At 33.6% G+C, this 19,628-nt stretch carries 19 protein-coding genes; 5 read left to right on the plus strand and 14 right to left on the minus strand.

Translation table 11 applies throughout. The annotated features are described in order from the left end of the window. Positions 1-159: 159 nt before the first annotated feature. Positions 160-327: a CDIF630_02480 family spore surface protein gene (locus R9X47_RS14825; protein ID WP_432661831.1), complete on the plus strand. Its 168-nt coding sequence runs from the start codon at positions 160-162 to the stop codon at positions 325-327. 113 nt (positions 328-440) lie between these two features. On the opposite strand, the gene nifJ is transcribed toward R9X47_RS14825, so the two are convergent. The 5 genes from nifJ to R9X47_RS14850 all read right to left on the minus strand — a co-directional run bounded on the left by nifJ (position 441) and on the right by R9X47_RS14850 (position 6,700). Further along, positions 441-3,971, minus strand: coding sequence for a pyruvate:ferredoxin (flavodoxin) oxidoreductase (nifJ, locus tag R9X47_RS14830; RefSeq protein WP_432661832.1), 3,531 nt, complete (start codon positions 3,969-3,971; stop codon positions 441-443). A gap of 250 nt (positions 3,972-4,221) precedes the next feature. Beyond that, positions 4,222-4,653: a putative ABC transporter permease gene (locus tag R9X47_RS14835; RefSeq protein WP_432661833.1), complete on the minus strand. Its 432-nt coding sequence runs from the start codon at positions 4,651-4,653 to the stop codon at positions 4,222-4,224. A gap of 59 nt (positions 4,654-4,712) precedes the next feature. Beyond that, on the minus strand, positions 4,713-5,435 hold the full coding sequence (locus R9X47_RS14840) for a lysophospholipid acyltransferase family protein (protein ID WP_432661834.1): 723 nt from the start codon (positions 5,433-5,435) through the stop codon (positions 4,713-4,715). Positions 5,436-5,704: 269 nt separating this feature from the next. Further along, on the minus strand, positions 5,705-5,935 hold the full coding sequence (locus R9X47_RS14845) for a helix-turn-helix domain-containing protein (RefSeq protein WP_432661835.1): 231 nt from the start codon (positions 5,933-5,935) through the stop codon (positions 5,705-5,707). 408 nt (positions 5,936-6,343) lie between these two features. Then, on the minus strand, positions 6,344-6,700 hold the full coding sequence (locus tag R9X47_RS14850; RefSeq protein WP_432661836.1) for a hypothetical protein: 357 nt from the start codon (positions 6,698-6,700) through the stop codon (positions 6,344-6,346). 223 nt (positions 6,701-6,923) lie between these two features. Between R9X47_RS14850 and R9X47_RS14855 the strand changes: the two genes are divergently transcribed. The 4 genes from R9X47_RS14855 (at position 6,924) to R9X47_RS14870 (ending at position 10,928) form a co-directional block, all read left to right on the plus strand. Beyond that, positions 6,924-7,739 (plus strand): divergent polysaccharide deacetylase family protein, encoded by an 816-nt coding sequence (locus R9X47_RS14855; RefSeq protein WP_432661837.1) that lies wholly within the window; start codon positions 6,924-6,926, stop codon positions 7,737-7,739. 237 nt (positions 7,740-7,976) lie between these two features. Next, complete coding sequence (locus R9X47_RS14860) at positions 7,977-8,456, plus strand: DUF4342 domain-containing protein (RefSeq protein ID WP_432661838.1); 480 nt, start codon at positions 7,977-7,979, stop codon at positions 8,454-8,456. 281 nt (positions 8,457-8,737) lie between these two features. Beyond that, on the plus strand, positions 8,738-9,421 hold the full coding sequence (locus R9X47_RS14865) for a response regulator transcription factor (protein WP_432661839.1): 684 nt from the start codon (positions 8,738-8,740) through the stop codon (positions 9,419-9,421). Then, the gene (locus R9X47_RS14870) at positions 9,414-10,928 is read left to right on the plus strand and encodes a HAMP domain-containing sensor histidine kinase (RefSeq protein WP_432661840.1); all 1,515 of its coding nucleotides are present in this window, start codon (positions 9,414-9,416) and stop codon (positions 10,926-10,928) included. Before R9X47_RS14865 ends, R9X47_RS14870 begins: the two co-directional genes overlap by 8 nt. Before the next feature lie 71 nt (positions 10,929-10,999). Here R9X47_RS14870 and R9X47_RS14875 read toward each other — a convergent pair whose 3' ends face one another. The 9 genes from R9X47_RS14875 to R9X47_RS14915 form a co-directional block, all read right to left on the minus strand. Beyond that, positions 11,000-12,364, minus strand: coding sequence for a Na+/H+ antiporter NhaC family protein (locus tag R9X47_RS14875; RefSeq protein ID WP_432661841.1), 1,365 nt, complete (start codon positions 12,362-12,364; stop codon positions 11,000-11,002). Positions 12,365-12,454: 90 nt separating this feature from the next. Continuing rightward, the gene (locus R9X47_RS14880) at positions 12,455-12,616 is read right to left on the minus strand and encodes a rubredoxin (protein WP_432661842.1); all 162 of its coding nucleotides are present in this window, start codon (positions 12,614-12,616) and stop codon (positions 12,455-12,457) included. Between the two features lie 161 nt (positions 12,617-12,777). Further along, positions 12,778-13,578: a M55 family metallopeptidase gene (locus R9X47_RS14885; RefSeq protein WP_432661843.1), complete on the minus strand. Its 801-nt coding sequence runs from the start codon at positions 13,576-13,578 to the stop codon at positions 12,778-12,780. 237 nt (positions 13,579-13,815) lie between these two features. Beyond that, a complete protein-coding gene (locus R9X47_RS14890) occupies positions 13,816-14,649 on the minus strand; it encodes a hypothetical protein (protein ID WP_432661844.1) in 834 nt (277 codons plus the stop codon). A 239-nt stretch (positions 14,650-14,888) separates the two neighbouring features. Continuing rightward, positions 14,889-16,277 (minus strand): sensor histidine kinase, encoded by a 1,389-nt coding sequence (locus R9X47_RS14895; protein WP_432661845.1) that lies wholly within the window; start codon positions 16,275-16,277, stop codon positions 14,889-14,891. After that, a complete protein-coding gene (locus tag R9X47_RS14900; protein ID WP_432661846.1) occupies positions 16,274-16,972 on the minus strand; it encodes a response regulator transcription factor in 699 nt (232 codons plus the stop codon). The genes R9X47_RS14895 and R9X47_RS14900 overlap by 4 nt, the downstream gene beginning before the upstream one ends. A gap of 47 nt (positions 16,973-17,019) precedes the next feature. Continuing rightward, positions 17,020-18,348, minus strand: coding sequence for a hypothetical protein (locus tag R9X47_RS14905; RefSeq protein ID WP_432661847.1), 1,329 nt, complete (start codon positions 18,346-18,348; stop codon positions 17,020-17,022). A gap of 230 nt (positions 18,349-18,578) precedes the next feature. Beyond that, positions 18,579-19,046 (minus strand): DMT family transporter, encoded by a 468-nt coding sequence (locus R9X47_RS14910; protein ID WP_432661848.1) that lies wholly within the window; start codon positions 19,044-19,046, stop codon positions 18,579-18,581. A gap of 12 nt (positions 19,047-19,058) precedes the next feature. Then, on the minus strand, positions 19,059-19,481 hold the full coding sequence (locus R9X47_RS14915) for a DMT family transporter (RefSeq protein WP_432661849.1): 423 nt from the start codon (positions 19,479-19,481) through the stop codon (positions 19,059-19,061). Positions 19,482-19,628 lie beyond the last annotated feature (147 nt).

The raw sequence follows: 19,628 nt of genomic DNA on the forward strand, positions 1-19,628 counted from the left end.
TATACATATCAAAATATCCGATGTTTCTGGGGATTTTTGATATGTATAAATTATAGTTTTGACTGGAATCTCTATATTTGTTAAAAGGTTTTATTATGAAATTTTATAATACTGCAAATACTAATTAGGAAAAAATAAAACTTCACAAGGAGGATTAGTATGGGCGAAAATAGGTACAAAGAAAAAAACATGTCTATGCCACTTGAAAATCATAAAACTGCCGCATGGGCTAATGTTGAGCATGTAAAGAAAAACTCAAGAGTCCCTCTTCCTAGTACCTTTGAGGTTGAAAACGCAAAGGAATGGGTAGATAATAATCAGAAATAATACAAACATGCGTTAAGTACAAGGTGCGTAGTTTTAGTTATTTTGAATTTGAACAAAGTTTTCTATAATAATAAATTGAGGAACGGTGGATACTCCGCCGTTCCTTAATTTGTTTAGCTATAATTCATTTCTGATAGTCTTCTATAGGTATCGTATCTATCCTTTGCATCTTCTTCAGCCTTTAAGTATAGCTCCTGAGCTATGTCTGGGAAGGTATTCTGAATCTGTGCAAATCTAACTTCTCCTAATATATAATCTCTAAAGGATGCCTTAGGCTCCTTAGAGTCAAGAACAAATGGATTCTTACCCTGCTGTTTCATAAGAGGGTTGTATCTATAAAGATGCCAGTATCCCGCTTCAACAGCCTTTTTCTCCTGCTCAACGGAGGTTCCCATACCGGTCTTTATCCCATGGCTTATACATGGTGCATAGGCTATGATAAGGGATGGTCCTCTATACTTCTCTGCCTCAACAAAAGCCTTTACTGTATGATTCATATTGGCACCCATTGCAACCTGAGCAACATAGACGTAGCCATAGCTCATAGCCATCATACCAAGATCCTTTTTACGTATCTTTTTACCTGAAGCTGCAAACTTTGCTGCAGCTGCTGTAGGTGTTGCCTTTGATGATTGACCACCTGTATTAGAGTAAACCTCTGTATCCATTACTAATATGTTTACATCCTCTCCAGATGCCAATACATGGTCAAGACCTCCATAACCTATATCATATGCCCAACCATCTCCACCAACTATCCATTGAGTCTGCTTAACTAGATAATCCTTTTTCTTCAAAATCTCATCGACAATTTTATTGCCTCTATAATTTGGATTATCTATTACAGATATAAGGTTTTTACTAGCAGCTTTAGAAGCTTCTCCATCATACATTGCTTCTAGCCACTGACTAAATGCATCCTTACATTCATTAGGAAGCTCTGCTCCTAAGCCTTCCTGCATTAAATCTCTTAATCTCTCTCTTATTTGCCTTGCTGCTAAATGCATTCCATATCCATACTCAGCATTGTCTTCAAATAAGGAGTTAGCCCATGCTGGACCATGTCCACAAGCATTAGTAGTAAACGGCACTGATGGTGCACTTCCTCCCCATATTGAAGAACAACCTGTTGCATTTGCAATTACCATTCTATCTCCATACAGTTGAGTTGCTAACTTAACATATGCTGTTTCTCCACAGCCTGCACAAGCGCCTGAAAACTCAAGTAGAGGCTGAGCAAATTGACTTCCCTTTACGGTGTTTTTATTCATCAGGTCGTCTCTATAAGGTAGATTGTTTGATGCATACTCCCAATTGTCAAGTTGCCTTGGAGTTTCTTCCTCTGCATTTACCATTACTAGCGCTTTCTTAGGAGCAGGACATATATCTGCACAATTGCCGCATCCAGTACAGTCAAGTGGACTTACTTGCATACGGTATTCAAAACCTTCAAATCCTTTACCCATAGCCTTTTTAGTTTCAAAGGTTTCTGGTGCATTTTTCTTTTCTTCTTCATTCAACAGGAATGGTCTTAGTACTGCATGTGGACATATATATGCACATTGGTTACATTGAATACATTTGTCGGTCTGCCACTGTGGTACCATAACAGCTATACCACGCTTTTCAAATGCAGTAGTTCCAAGTGGAAATGTTCCATCTTCCGTTCCTTTAAATGCACTTACCGGAAGGTCATCTCCCTCTTGTCTTGCCATCGGTCTCAAGATATTTTTAATGAACTCTGGTTCTTCTTTTACTTCCTTACCTTCATCCTGAGCATTTGCCCATTCACTAGGTACTTCTACCTTAACAAATCCATCTATGCCTCTATCTACTGCGGCATTGTTCATTTCAACGATTTGTCTACCCTTCATGCCGTATGTAGCCTCAATAGATTCCTTAAGATATTTGGCAGCATCCTCCATTGGAATTACATTTGTAAGCTTGAAAAATGCAGACTGCATAATCATATTTATTCTGCCACCTAGACCGATGTCCTGGGCAATACCCACGGCATCAATTATATAGAAGTTTATATTATTTTCTACCAAATATCTTTTAATTGGTGCAGGTAGTTTTTCATCTAATTCTTCCTTACTCCAAGGGCAGTTGAGCATAAATATTCCGTTCTTCTTCAGTCCCTTAAGTAGATCATAGTGATATACATAGGACTTATTGTGACATGCTACGTAATCAGCTTTATTTACTAAATATGAAGATTTAATAGGCTTTTCACCAAATCTTAGATGAGAAACCGTAGTTCCGCCAGATTTTTTACTATCATAGGAAAAATATCCTTGAGCATATTTATCTGTTTTGTCTCCAATAATCTTGATTGCTATTTTGTTTGCTCCTACTGTACCATCAGAGCCGAGTCCCCATAACTTGCAGCTGATTGTACCCTCTGGTATAGTCTCCACTTCTTCCTGTGCAATTAGGGACGTATTTGTAATATCATCTACAATACCGATTGTAAAGTCATTTTTAGGGTTCACACCCTTTAGATTGTTAAATACGGCAACAATTTGTGATGGTGTTGTATCCTTAGATCCTAAACCATATCTACCACCAACAATAACTGGCATTTCATCTCTATCATAGAATAGGTTCCTTACATCTTCATAAAGAGGTTCACCTAATGATCCCGGCTCCTTTGTTCTATCTAACACAGCAATCTTTCTAGCTGTCTTCGGAAGAACCTTGAAGAAGTACTTGCATGAGAAAGGTCTATATAAATGAACCTTTAATACTCCAACCTTTTCGCCTTTCCCAATTAGGTAATCCACTGTTTCTTCTATAGTATCACATACTGAACCCATGGCTATGATAACGCGATCTGCGTCTGGAGCTCCATAGTAATTGAATGGATGATATTCTCTTCCTGTAATCTTAGAGATTTCATTCATATATTCCTCTACCATATCTGGAACCTTTTCATAGAATGGATTTATTGATTCTCTTCCTTGGAAATAAATATCTGGATTTTGTGCAGTTCCTCTTAGTACCGGACGCATAGGATTTAGTGAATTATCTCTAAAATCCTCTACAGCTTTGTAATCCAACAGTTTTCTAAAATCCTCATAATCAATTACTTCAACCTTTTGTACTTCATGGGAATTCCTAAATCCATCAAAGAAGTGAAGGAATGGGATTTTTGATTTTATAGATGCTAGGTGGGCAATACCTCCTAGGTCCATTACCTCCTGTACGCTTCCTGCTGCAAGTAGTGCGAAACCAGTCTGTCTAGTAGCCATTACATCCTGATGATCTCCAAATATTGATAGTGCATGGGCTGCCACGGCACGAGCACTTACATGAAATACTCCCGGAAGCAGTTCTCCAGCCATTTTGTACATATTAGGAATCATCAATAACAATCCTTGAGAAGCTGTATAGGTTGTAGTAAGTGCTCCTCCCTGAAGTGAACCATGCATAGCACCTGAAGCTCCTGCCTCAGATTGTAGTTCTGCTACCTTTACTGGCTGTCCAAAAAGATTTTTCTTCCCCTTTGCTGACCATAAATCTACCAACTCAGCCATTGGAGAAGAAGGAGTAATTGGATAAATTGCTGCGACCTCGGTAAATGCATATGAAACATATGCAGCAGCTTCATTACCATCCATGGTCTTCATTTTTTTTACCATATATCTCCCTCCATTTTATTCGATTCATACAATTTTTAGTATTTTACATTTTTCATATATCATTCATAAATTTAGATTTTAAACCCAGATTATTCATAGAAAGCTTAAAAATATACAAGTATATAGGACGCACTTATAAATCTACATTTTGATTTTTTGAATAGCCAAAGCTTTTAAGGATATTGAAAAAATCAAAATGTAAAAGATTTATTGCGATTTCTATAGTTGAATCTTCTATGAATAATCTGGACTAAATAATGCTACCTATTCTTTCTAAGCCGTAATGAACTCTTTCAAGTAAAAGTCCTGCAACAAACCATACGGGTGCATAATCCAGCCTTATTAATCCATTAACAGAGAAGATGCTGGAACTATAATCCCACGGACACACACCTAGAACTCTTCTTAATATCCATCCAGCAAAGTATTCTGCTGTAAAAATTAATAAAGTATACAATCCTCCTCTCAAAAGAATATTTAAGCCACCTACACTTTCTTGGATGGGTTCAAGAAAGACTGCTAAACCATATATAAAGAACATCCATATATATGTTCGTCCAGTCAACTTGACATCTCCCTTTAAAAGCGAACCAAGCCCGGTCCAAAATATTTCCATACACCAACCGAAAAGTCCGTAAATTATAAATCTACCTATCATATGCTTATTTTTACCTTGATTCACTAAATTATCCCAGAATAAAAAAAATGCTACTCATAATTAAGTAGCATTTTCTCCTATTTTTAGTTCTTTTTTAAATTTTCATCAATAATATTTCTTACTGTCTCAGTTAAAGCATTAGAATCCTTAGCAACCTCATCATCCATATAAATAGGCTTAGATATTACTAATTCAACATTAGCGGGTCTAATAGCTAACTTACCACTTGGCATTATATCCTTTGCTCCATTTATGGTAACTGGTACTATAGGAACACCTGATTTAGTTGCTAACTTCAGGCTTCCTGGTTTGAATTCCATTAAGTTACCATCCTTGCTTCTAGTTCCCTCGGGAAATATAACAAGTGAATATCCACCCTTTAAAAGCTTTATACCTGCCTTTATGGCCTTTAGAGATTCTCTAGCATTGCCTCTGTCAATAAAGATGCAGTTAATGAGTTTCATCCAAGTACTAAGTACAGGGAATTTGCTAAGCTCTATCTTTGCAACAAATGCCTTAGGTTTATCAATAAACCCGAGTAGGATAGGAATATCTAAATTACTTTGATGATTACTTACAAAAAGTACTGCTTCATTCTCTGGAATATTCTCTTCCCCTACAACCGTTACCTTTGATCCACTTCGTTTTACCAAATCTCTTCCCCAACTCTTAGCTATACTATAGGCTAGCTTATCTTTCTCCTCTACCATGTTTTGCTTATCAAGGGATTTAACCTTCATTAGCTTAGGAGTCAGGATCAATATTCGAAAAATAAAATAAATAATCCATGTTATTGTTCTAAACATACAACACCTCTTCTTAACTATTCTAATATATAGAACGCACTTATAAATCTACATGTTGATTTCTTAAATAGCCAACGTCTCAAGGCTTTTTAAGGAACCAAAATGTAACAGATTTATTGCGATTTCTATAAATATTTTATCATATTGCCTGTATATAATTCTATATTTCTATTCCTTTTACCTCCTAATTGAATGCGAATTATTCGTAAAAATCTCCATAAAACTTTAAAAGAACGGTATATAACCGTTCTTAATATATATTTTATTATTTACAAACCCTCAATGCTTAAAACCAGGTCATCTAATTTGCAACATAATACATTAGCAAGAACTTCAATCTTTTCAAAGCTTGGATTTTTCTTATCCCCTCTTTCTAATTCTTCTAAGTATGATTTTGAAATCGAAGTACTGTATTTGACGTTCTTTGTAAGAATCTCCACATCCCGAGCAGTGTAACCTAAGCTCCTTCTGATTTCTCTGATTTTCTTACCATTTAACATAAAATACCCCCTCAAGCTGAGATTAATTAATGTTATTTTAATTATATGATTTTTTTATTATGAATAGATTAAATTTTGATTTTTTTAATGAGAATGTAAAAAAGCCTCTTATTTTAAAGATTTTATATGTAGGCTTTTTTGAAACACATGACGAAAATTATATCTATTATGTTTTTTATAAGTTTATAATTTTCTATGTGTTATAAAAAAGCCTCCTATTTTAAAGATTTTGTATGTAGGCTTTTTTGAAACACATGACGAAAATTATATCTATATATGATTTTAATACGTTTATAATTTCCTATGTGTTATAAAAAAGCCTCACACTTTAAAGATTTTGTATGTGTTATAAAATTATTTTCTTTTGTCATAAAAGTCTGTTGATAAACTCATGATTTTTGTAACTTATCAACAGTTTTTCTTCTTTTCTATCCTCATTTCCACAAAATATTCTTTGTCACTTATATCTATACTATAATCACTATAATCTATTTCAAAATTTACTACAGATGAGTGCAAGTCTATACTTCCTAGCATATGGATCGTTAAAGTGTTATTGTCGGGTTTTGTACTCAATCTAAATACTAGATTTCTTACTATAGAAAATTGCATTCTAGAGTTTAGACAGTCTATAGTATCGTCAAAATGTAAATTTAATGTTCTATTCCCTATAGGTATAAATAAGTCGATGTCATTTTCATCTTCTCTTATGATTCTAATCTCAAAATCGCTATCTAAATAGAAATTGTTTTTATCGTATACCATATTCAATACCTGCCTTTTATTCTTCGTATAGAGTCCATGAGAGGTCTCTATACGCTAAAGATTTTATTACAATTCTGCTTATCTTATAATACACAAATTATCATATTTTCTCAATACTTTATACATAACAGTCATAATATCCCCAAAATAAAATATTTATATATTAGGACTCAAGACCAAAGTCTTCTTTCTAAAAAAAATAACCATAAAGGAAGTGTTTAACATGTGGATAATCATTACTAAAAAACATTTGTACAACTTAATAATAGGAATATTGTCGCTTCTTATTTTATTAGTCCTATTTCAAATTTTTTTTAATAACAGCGAAAGCGTTACAACCAGCTCAGAGACCAAGGGATATGTTGTACTGATAATTGATGATTTCGGTAATAATGGTAATGGAACAGAAGAAATGCTTAAGCTGGATGTTCCCGTTACTGCCGCAGTTATGCCTTTTATGCCCTTCAGCAAGGCAGATGCTAAGGCTGCAAAAGACGCTAATCTAGAGGTAATTTTACATCTCGCTATGGAGCCTAATCAAGGTAAAAAGGAATGGTTAGGTCCAAGGGGGATTACTTGTGATTTAGACAGCAATGATGTCAAATCTATCATATATGATGCTCTTGATGAAGTTGAGTATGCTGTAGGCATTAACAATCATATGGGCTCAAAGGCTACTCAAGATAAAAGAATCATGAAATCTATTTTAGAAGTAGCAAAGGAAAAGAACTTATTTTTTGTTGATAGTAAGACCTCACCAAAGTCAGTAGTATTAGAAACTGCTAAGGAACTGGGTGTTCCCTGCTTATGTAGGGATGTATTTTTAGATGGTACGAAGGATGTAAATCATATAAGAAGACAGGTGTTGAAATTAGGCGATGTAGCTCTAGAAAAGGGCTATGCCATAGGAATTGGTCATGTAGGAATTGAAGGAGGAAAGCCAACGGCCCAGGCTATTGCATCGGCCTACCCAATCCTAGAAAAGAAAGGAATACGCTTTATTACCGTCTCTCAGCTAATGGAGATTTTAAATAAATAGTTTAAATACACATTAATATTGTTATCTCATAAAGATATCTTATGAGCTTGGCTCCAGGGTGTTTCAGAATGATGAATTTCAAGCAAAGCAGAAATTTATCATTCTGAAACACCCTTTTTTCTAATCTTATTTTAATCTTCTACTCAGATTTATCTAATTTTGAAATTGTACAATTATTACATAGAGAACAAGAAGTTCAAATAACAATAATTTTAATGATTACTCGGAGGTGTTAATATGAAAGCTACATTGGAACAAATAGATTCATTGAGAGAAAGAGCAAACGTAAGCTATGAGGATGCTAAAGAAGCTTTAGAAAAATTTGAAGGTGATATAGTCGAAGCCCTTGTATATCTTGAAAAGGAAAAGAAAATTAAGGCTAGAAAGAAGGCTGAATCTAGAGGCCAATTTGTAGATAAGCTTAAGAAAATAATCAAAAAAGGAAATGATACAAAATTTGTAATCAAAAACAGTAAGGGGACTGTCTTAAATATCCCAATCACATTGGCTATAATAGTATCGATTTTGGCAACTCCCTTTGTTATAATTGCTCTGCTGGCAGCTCTATTAACAAAACATAGGATTAGTATTAAGAAAACTGATGGAGAAAACTTAGAAGTTAATAAAGTCTTTGACAAAATGACTGACGCTGTAGATAATATGACATCTGAAGCTTCTTCCAATGAAAGTAATATTGAAGAAGAACAAGAGGAATAATGATACTTTACTAAGGCAACCTATTTAAAAGTGTAGGTTGCTTTTACAATATATTGTAAAAGTGACACTGATGAGAAACCCGAATTTCTTCGTTGTTGCTTCAATCAAGAACCCTTACGTATGTCTATATACGCTACGGTCTCTTGCTCTCAGCACGCCTTGAACTTCAGCTTTCTCATCAGCATTCCATCTTGTTGAGTTCGTCAACAACCTGGCTTTTACAATATATTGTAAAAGTTATATACTAGATATAAAGTATTATTCTGAGGAGGATGTTATCAATGCAACATAAAATCCTTATAGTAGAAGATGAACAAAAGATCGCTCGTTTTTTAGAGTTGGAATTAAAATATGAAGGTTATGCCATTGAGAAGGCTTATGATGGTAGAAGCGGCCTCGAGAAGGCTCAATCAGGAGATTTCTCATTAATTATTTTAGATATTATGCTACCTGGTTTAAATGGTGTAGAAGTCTGTAGACGTATTCGCCAGTCATCTGAAGTTCCTATTATCATGCTTACCGCAAAGGACTCTACTATGGATAAGGTAATGGGCCTAGATACAGGTGCTGACGATTATGTAACTAAACCCTTTGCCATTGAAGAGCTTCTAGCCCGTATTCGAGTTACATTAAAACGTAAAAATTCAATCTCTACAAAGGCTTCTAATGTTCTTTCAGTCAATGGATTGCAGATTGATTTAGATAAATATCTTGTAACTTACAATGATGATCCTATTGAATTAACCAAAAAAGAGTTTGATTTCTTACATTATTTAATGGAAAATAAGAACATGGTCCTTACAAGGGATCAAATCCTAGAAAAGGTATGGGGATATAGTTACTTTGGCGATACAAACGTTGTAGATGTTTATGTCCGTTATTTAAGAAGCAAGATCGATAACAAGTTTAACAGAAAGTTCATTCATACTATACGAGGGGTGGGTTACCTTTTAAAAGATGAGTAAGAACAGATCAGTTTTTCAAATAATCTATAAGTTTTTTCAAATTCTTTTTTATATACTTAAGATATTAATTGGTATAATACCGGCTGTGTTTAAATCCCTAGGGTTTATATTAAAGCTTATTAGGCAAATGTTCAGTAGTCTAGGCCGGGGTTTTAAAAAGCTTCTTAGATTTTCCTTAACCTTTAAAATAACCTTTGTCTACGGTATTATAATTTCTATTATTCTCTTTTTATCCAGTTTAAGTATATTGTTTGGTTTTCGTTTCTTTATAGACTACGATTCTAAGAAGGATATTGAAAAGAGCAAAGATATTATCTTAAGCCAAATGCAAAAAGATTTAGAAATTCCACATGATAGTATAGATTCAATTGCAAAGTTTGAAAACATAACCATAGCAGTTTTCGATAAAAATAAAGATGTTATCTATCCATCTGAGAATAACATAAAATTCCATGGAGCGTTCAGCTCACCTACATTTATGCGGTCAAATGGTAAGGATATACTTGTTTTAAGCGATGAGATTAATTTAACTGAAGGTACACTTTATCTTCAGCTCTCAAAAGACTTAACTACCGAGAATACTCTTTTATATACTCTATTTATAATTCTATTGATTGTAAATATTATAGGACTCATCATAATAGTCGCTATAGGCTTTAGAATCAGTAAACGGATGTTAAGCCCTATAAAGGATATGACTGAAAGAGTAAACGCAATTACCGTTGAAAATCTTGATACTAGGCTTGATGTAGGAGGAGCCTACGATGAGCTTAGGGACCTTGCTGTAACCTTTAATGAAATGTTTGATAAGATTCAATCATCCTATGAAAAACAGAATCAGTTTGTCTCAGATGCTTCTCATGAGTTAAGAACACCAATTTCCGTCATTCAAGGATATATAAACCTCTTGGATCGCTGGGGTAAAGGTGATAAAGAAGTCCTTGATGAATCTATAGTTGCCATAAAGGGTGAGTCTGAAGCCATGAAGGATTTGATAGAAAAGCTTCTATTCTTGGCAAGGAGTGATAAAAATTTATTAAATCTGCAAAGAGAAGATTTCTATATAAACGAATTAATCGATGAGATTATTTATGAAACTAAACTAATTGATTCAAGTCATACAATAATCGGTGAGACTAATGAAAATATAACCTTTAATGCCGATAGGAAACTATTAAAACAGGCCTTAAGAATATTTATTGATAATAGCGTGAAATTCACACCTAAGGGTGGTACCATAAAAGTCCTTTCTACGCTCCAAAAAAGACAATTACTTTTAGTTGTTGAAGACACAGGAATGGGAATCCCTAAGGAAGATATCGATCATGTATTTAACCGCTTTTATCGTTCTGACAAGTCAAGAACAAAGGAAACAGGAGGTCATGGACTTGGTCTGTCGATCGCTAAACTAATTATCGATGAGCACGGAGGTCATCTAAAAGTCGAAAGTACAGTCGATGTTGGTACTAAAATCAAAGTATTTTTACCGATAAAAAAAACATGGTGAATATAAGGCTACTGAAAAAATATTAGTATATACTTTTTCAGTAGCCTTATAAGTTTCTACTTTTGTATTCTTTATTCTTTATTCTTCGATTTGTGCAAGGAAAAAATAGTAAACGTTATGATTGGTGAAAGATAGCAAAAGACAGCATAGGGTGCATATGAAATTGCCGATACTCCTGCTATTACATAGATGAATAGGGCGTTAACGTTCCATGGCATTAGGGGAGCTATAATAGTTCCTGTATCGGATATAGTTCGAGCCAATATGCTATGATCTACTCCTAACTCATCATATTTATTCCTTAGTAGCCTTCCAGGCAAAATAATCCCTACAGTTTGATCGCAGCTTACAATTGTTAGTATGCTACTAAGTATACCAGTCATGAATACAAGCTCCTTCTTTGACTTTACCCTATATATCATATTATCAATTATTGGTTGAATAATCCTTGTTCCTTCAAATAGGCTGTTTAAAGCCACTACTCCCATTACAATAAATATTACTTCTATCATGGAAACAATCCCACCGCTAATCAGTATCTCGTTCAATTCAGGGCTAGCAGTAGTTCCTCTATATCCCACAAATATTGCTTTTACAATGTTAATCAACTCTAAATCCTGTAATGTTAGACTAATGATAATCCCCACCACTGATCCCAATGTAATAGTAGGAATTATTTTTGCTCCTAGAATAGACATTACTAGAATTAATACCGGTAACAATAGTAGTAATGGTGATATGAAAAATCCTTCTTTGATAGCCATTTTATAACTGTCTAGATTGCTTACATCAACCGTTATACTATACCCTCTTCCAATGAAAAAATAAAATAATGCCGACAGTATATACGTTGGAATCAATGTAACAAGCATGGATTTTAATGCTTCTCTATATCTTATATTTGTTGTTGTTAGAGTAAGATTTAATAATGCCGATAGGGGCGATATTTTATCTGCAATAAAGGCCCCTGAGATAATTGCAGCTAGGAGAATATGGACGGGTATTCCAAAGCCCTTTCCCAATCCCAGTAAAGCCAATCCTATGGTGCTAATAGTACCAAATGCAGTCCCCATAAAAATCGAAATAATAGACGTAATAATAAAGGCTGCAAATAAAAAATTCATGCCCTTCATATATTCAAACCCGTAGTATATCATTGCTGGTACGATTCCAGATGATAACCAAATGGATATCGTTGTAGCAATTAAGATGAGCAATACAAAAATCATCCTACACTCGATTAATCCATCCCACATCATCTTTATTAGATTTCTTGGTTCATACCCTCTCTTTTCAAATATATAGAATGATAAGACTATACCAGCTATGAATCCATAGGCTAACGAAATCTTCAATAATATACAGCTTAATATAAATATTAATGAAGTAATTAATACTATATATGTATCCCTCTTTGGGATTATTTTTTTATCCATAGTTACCTCTCTATTTTTTACTCATAGTAACTATTATATATTAAAGCCATAAACAATAAAACACCTACTCTAGGGTAGGTGTTAATTATTTTATTTCACTTCTTCAAAGACCATCTTAGGTTGATTACATGTCGGGCATTTCCAATGTTCTGGGAGATCTTCAAAGCTTGTATTTGGTGGTATATCATTTAGCTTATCTCCTCTTTCTGGCTTGTATGTATAGCCACAAACTGTGCACTTGTAATTGTTCATAATAGTTCCTCCATAATATATAATTTTTACTCGGATTATACTCCTAATATTATTTTATCCTCTACATAGTCTGCTTAATCACATTTTACATTTTATTAAAAGAAATTTATTAATCTGTGCGAAAAAAACCTATCCTTTTTTTAGGATAGGTTTTTTTATAACTAAAGCACAAACAACATCATTCTAAGAACTTCAAAGTAATCATTTGTCTTAAAAACTACTGTAGTCGGAGATGTTTGCTCCATACCTGGATAAAAAGAAGCTTTGTACGCCTTAACATGCTTCGAATATGATATCTCTACCTCAAAGGTATCTGGTAGCTCTATCTTACATAAATCCATATTTCCCTTTAAAATCTCTTCTACTTTTTTCTCCGTAAGCTCTACAGCTAGTTCATTATGTATACTTATCGTAGAGTTACCTATTCCTTCCTTAACTGCAAGAGTACTAATATCATTATTAACCTCATTTATTTCATCACAAAGTCCTTTGTCTCCACTTACAAATACCACTGGAACATTAAGAGCAGCCGCTGCATAGGCGTGTATTAGAAATTCGCTGGCATATCTGTCATTTATCTTTATATAATTAACACTAGTTGAATTCATGCTGTGAGATAGCGGGTTCTCATTAGAACCACTACGTGAATGATATCCGATAAACATTAGGGCATCAAAGGATTCATCAAGTTCTTGTACCATTGAAAATGGATGGCCACTCCAGCCTCTGATTAGCTTAGTATTTCTCGGAAGAGATTCTGGGTCTATATTCCTTCCGCTATCATGGGCATCCTTAACCCAGATTTCCTTAGCCCCTGCATTTAAAGCACCTTTACACGCAGCCTTAACCTCATTTTCCATCTGTCTTGCAAAGATAGGATAATCAGAATTCCCCTTTTCAGTTTCACTCCAAGTAGTTACACCTGTTATACCTTCTATGTCGGCACTAATATATACTTTCATATTCATCCCCCTTAAAATAATATGTCCAATACTATTTTATATCTTTTTTTATTTCACATAAAGAAATTTCTATAATATTCTGAAATATTTTTTAGAATTATCTTGCTTAAGCAGCTAAGGATAACAAATTAAAAAGAGGGCTGTCTCATATAATCCTCTCATGAGTTCAGCCCCTTAATATTTCAGAGTGAGTAGATTTGAAGTAACTCAGAAATTCATCATTCTGGTATAGCACTCTTATTCTTGCTCATATATTCTATATCCAAATTCAAAAGGTGTATCCTCCTGTCCCTCTGACCCCTTTAGAAGTATCATAGTGCTGAATGATACCAGCCCTTTATCTTCTTTATAGGTTCTTACTTCTTGATAGGTATTTTCGGGATAAGATTCAATATCCTTTATTATAGTTTCAGTCTTCACTAAGCCTTTACCCTTTTCATCCTTAGAAATCTCAGTTATTTTTGTTTCTACTGTATATTCCTTACCATCTATGTTAACGGTTTGATTCCACTTTTTACCCTCTTCTATGGGAGTCTTTAAAACAATTTGTTCTCGAATAATAGATTGAGAATATCTTCTTTCCTCATTTCTTTGTATTTCCTTTACAGAGTCCTTATCGATTTCATACTCTGTCTCAAGAATAAAATCTTCCTTCTTCTTAGAACTCTCTCCTCCACTTAAATCTAACATTTCTCCTTTAAAGCCTAATATGAGTCTATCTTCATTCTCTATAACCTTACTCAAAGTAAGTGTTTGTCCGTATTCTACAGTTCCAAAATAGTTTAAGACAGTTCCTTCTACGGAAGGAAAGTACTTAGCAAGTTCCTGACTATATGCTTCTTCTACATCTGTATCCTTATCATCGGATTTAGGTTCCTCAGTATCTACCTTAGATTCATACTCATCGGCTTTAGGCATCTCTCTATCAGCTTTAGATTCTTCCTCATCAACTTTAAGCCCATCATTATCAATTTTAGGTTCTTCATTATTAGCTGGTGTACATCCAACGGCTGAAGCCACTAGGGCTAAAATACAAATAATCAAAAATATTTTTTTAGTTAATAATTTCATTCTTTCATCCCTTCTAAATCAATATATTCTATAGTAATTTTTTAACTGCTCTATTTTGGAGAGTTCCAAGTAAATCTTAATTTATACATATCAAAATATCCGATGTTTCTAAAGATTTTTGATGTGTATAAATTAAAGTTTTGACTAGAATCTCTATATTTAGATTGTTTTATCTCTTCATATCACCTCCATCTGTTTATATTGTATATAATCACATCAATTAAATCTTTACAAAGTGGTTAAAGTTTTATTGGGAGCTCTATCCCCATCTTTGTCCCTTCTCCTTCTATGCTGTTAATATGTAAATTGCCATGATGCATATCTATAATTTCCTTGCAAATTGCCAAGCCAATCCCACTACCGGCGCCCTTTGATTTACCTTTGTAGAATTTTTCAGTTATTTTTTCTATTTCTTCTGTAGGTATTCCTATTCCGTTATCTTCTACTTCAATCAAAACGTATTTTTCTCTTATTAGAGTTCTAATAATTATTCTACCATCTTTCTCCGTAAACTTTATGGAATTATCTATAATATTTATAAGCACCTGTTTAAGTCTATTGGTATCCCCTATAACTATGCAGTCTTTTTCATCTAATATTAAACTAGCTTCGATCTCTGCTATTTCAAATCTTTTCTTAAAATTACTATACACGATCTCCATTAATTCCTTTATGTTAATTTTAGTTAAGTTTAATGTGATTTTTCCCGATTCAAGTTTAGAAAAATCCAAGAGTTCCTCAACTAATCCCGATAACCTTCCGGCTTCATCGTATATGATTTTTAAGCCCTCCTGTTCTTCCTCAGGGTCATCTATCTCACCGGCAAGAATGATTTCACTCCAGCCCTTGATTGCGGTAAGAGGGGTTCTAAGTTCATGGGATACGGAGGTTATAAATTCATTTTTTATAGAGTTGCTCCTTTGGATTTCCTCTGCCATGAAGTTCAAGGTATCGGAAAGCCTTCCTATTTCATCATTATTTCTTTTAATGGCCCTTTTAGAAAAGTCTCCTCCGGCCATTACCTCAGCAATATTTGTCAGTTCCTTAACTGGTTCAACTATATCCCGTGCTAAAAATGAGCTCAATAAAAATATGACAACAATCACTCCTAGACCAATTATAAAGGAAATACTTGAGATTTTACCAACCATCTCATCCACTTCTTCAACAGAAACAATGTATCTTAAAGCTCCTGAAATATTATCTAAATGGTATAAGGGTATAGATATAGCCATTATTTTTTCGCTTGTTTCCTTGTCTCTAGCCATAACAATCTTACTTCTTCCAAATAATGCTTCTACAATGTCTTCTTCATCTATAGGGGTTGATGTCATTAATCCATTTGAATCTGTTACTATAGTTTGATTGCTATCCAGTACCTGCATGTAAAAGATTTTATTTTTAGATTCATTTTCTAATATATATCTTGCTTTTCCATGTATTGTTTCATTAATGAGATATCTATTATAAAAGTCACCCGAAATAACTGCTCTATTGAATAGCTGCTTTTTAGTACTTTCAAAGTAGTAATTCCTTACTCCCCATAGAAATATAAGCTCCAAAATCAAAACAATACTAAGAATGATTATTCCATTTTGTCTATATAGCCTATGTCCTATACTCTTCATCCCTCAGTACTCCATATATAACCATGTCCCCATACGGTTTTTAAAAACATAGGTTTCGAGGCATCATCTTCTATTTTCTGCCTAATCCTTCTCATGTTTACATCTACTGTTTTTACATCTCCAAAATAATCTACTCCCCATACTTCATCTAGTATCTCGTCTCTGCTAATAACCTTATCAGGATTATTGATTAAAAAACTTACAATGGCGTATTCCGTAGGGGTAAGGGAAATGAAGCAATCTTCCTTAACTAGGGTTTTCTTGTCTGTGTCTAATTTGAATGGGCCAAATTTAATAATGCTTTTTTCGATTCTCTTGTTTGAATCGTTTACGTCTATTCTTCTTAATAGTGATTCTATCCTCGCCACTAATTCCTTGGGGCTAAAGGGCTTTACAATATAATCATCGGCTCCACTGCCCAGACCCATAACCTTATCATCCTCCATACCCTTTGCAGTGATCATAATGATTCCTAGATTACGATAATCCTCTCTGAATCTTTTACAGACCTCAAAGCCATCAATATCAGGAAGCATGACATCCAATAATGCGATATCTACGCTATCGTCTATCTGATCTAAGGCTTCACTTCCAGTTTCCGTTTCTATTACCTCATATCCAAAACTCCTGAGCTTTATTTTCATAAAACCTCTTATTGATTTTTCGTCCTCCAAAATCAGTATTTTCCTGGTCATAATAACTCATCCTTTTATACTCAGATTGTAGTATTTATAATTTTTTCCTATATTTTCACAAATATTTCTTTTAGTTTTTCCTTGACTATATAATACTTAGATTTTTTATCTTTATATAGAATTTTTCCCACGATTACCCTCTCTCTATTCTCATCTAAAACAATATAGAATCTATTATCTAAGACTGTTTTTTCCTTTGCCCATTCATCAGAACTAAAGCTTTTAATAGAAAAAATTTCATCTTCGGGTCTTCCAGTGTGATCTGAAGAATAAAATCCTATTTCATTTTCATCTCTTCTTTCTAGTATTACAAACTCTCTGTTCCACTCAAGAGGAATTACTATCTTGTATCCATTATCATAGTTATAGTACTCCCTCTGTATAAAAATAATCTTCTTATCACCACTCCATTGATACCACTCTTTTATATATGGAACTTCATAATCTATATACTCTTCCCTTAGCCCCATATCTGTTATAAATCCAAATTCAATAATACCATCGTCATTGATATCCTTTGACTCTGTGATATTCCCCTTAAGCTTCTGATAGTAACCAGTTAATGTATCTCTTAAAACCTCATTAAGCTTATCATTTTTCATGATTAGCAAATCAGTGTATCCATTAAAGGTCCCTATATCATGATCTATAAAAATACCCATATAGTCATCGGAAGCCCTTCCGAGAGTCATTGTACTATAGAAGCTTTTATCTTCGAATCCATATCTATCTATAGTAACTAATTCATTCTGGATATACTTAAATGCCTCTACAAACCCGGTATCACTATTTTCTTCTTTATTAAATAAAACTACTTCCTGTCTTCCATCATTGTCCAAGTCCCCTAGGCTAAAGTCCCTATAGCTAGAATAGTAAATATTTCTAAAATACCCATCGTGATATGAATATATGGTTAGAAACTTTTCAATCTCACTTCCTGTATTTTCCCCTACAAATATTTCCGGTTTATTATCTCCAGTTACATCATCATATTGTATAGAGTCAAATCCATATCTCGAGCCCTCAATTCTATTAATTTCACTCCACTTATCTTTCTTTTTCTTTAGGATAAGCATACCGTATTCTTCAGATTTTCTATGCCTATTATCGACTTCTTTATATAACACAAAGAGTTCTAAAGCTCCATCGCTGTCTAGATCGACTCTTCTAACGGCTTCTGCTCTCTGATTTGTTGCTAGTGTCAAGGTTTTATTTTCATCTAGGAAATCAGTAATGACCCTAGTAATTTCACTTTTTTCTACGGCACTTCTCGGCATTCTTACTAGTTCTTCTGGAGACTTGATATTGATACAGCCTGTAGCTAAAAAAATTATTACTATTCCTGTTAGAGTCAAGTTTATTTTCTTCCCCATCATTACACCTTCAGTTCGCTTTATTATCTTTATTATTTTTACCAAACAAAAATATTATGTGTTATACACGAATCAATAAATCTCACAAACATCGAGTTCCTTCATTCTGGTCGGATTTTTCTTCGAGAAATGATTTCAAAAAAAAATATAGAGCCATGTAATGTAGTCTAAATAGGACATAAGTGAGGAAAGATACATTACACGGCTCTATATTGTAAACAATACCTATAGGTTTAACTTATTTGCTCATTAATACTTAAGTCTGCAAACTGCTTCTTATCAATATAGGAGTTATATACCATTCCACATAGGATCAATAATCCGCCAATTATCTTACCTTGAGAAATTGAATTTCCTATGAAAAAATCGATGGTTATTCCCATAAATAGTTGGCCTATGAATATAAGAAGGGTAGCATATATGGCTCCAATCTTCGGTACTACAGCATTATTTATGGCTATACCTATTATTCCAATTGCTCCACCTAAATAGGCCCAAAAAGGAATATGTGCCAAAATCTCTGACGAAAAATTCATAGAGCTGAAATTAGCTAATAAAACTAATACACTAAATAGGAGGCCAACTAAATAGTTAATCAAAATTCCTTGCAATACCCCTATTCTCATAGCCAATTTTGAATTTATTATTATAGATACGATGGTCAAACCACCAGTCAAAAAAGCAAATATTGTATATATCAAAGTCTTCCCCTCCTAGTATACAAACATAGTTACTATTCCAATTAATACTAATAAAAAACCAAGTAGCTTTTCTTTTTGGAATCTCTTAACTTCCATTTCAAACAAACCATAATGGTCTATAATACATGATGCTATGGATTGCCCCAATAAAACTAACGATATAGTCAAGGATACTCCAAGAAAGTTAAAGGTCATATTATTAGAAAACACCATAAAAACACCTAAGGCCCCTGCACTAAATAGGTAAATAGGAATCCCTTTTAGATTCGAAAGCTTTTCTTTTTTAAAAAACATAATTGGTAGTAGTATAACAAGACCTACCAAATGAATAATAATTAATGATAAATAATCTCCAGCATACTTCGCCAAAAGACCATTGAAGGTTACCATAATAGATACCAATATTCCTACAAAAACCGCATATAACTTGTTCATAATATACCCCCTATTGAAGATTTGCATTTGGTACATTTATAGACTATCATTACAATAAGGGGTTCAAAAGGACAAATGTCCTATATAAAATATAAAATCGCTAATAATATAATTATTGTAGACGTTAGCAAATAAGCCCTGATATTA

It is taken from the genome of Wukongibacter baidiensis (assembly GCF_050888315.1).
In the GTDB taxonomy this organism is placed as follows: domain Bacteria; phylum Bacillota; class Clostridia; order Peptostreptococcales; family Caminicellaceae; genus Wukongibacter; species Wukongibacter baidiensis.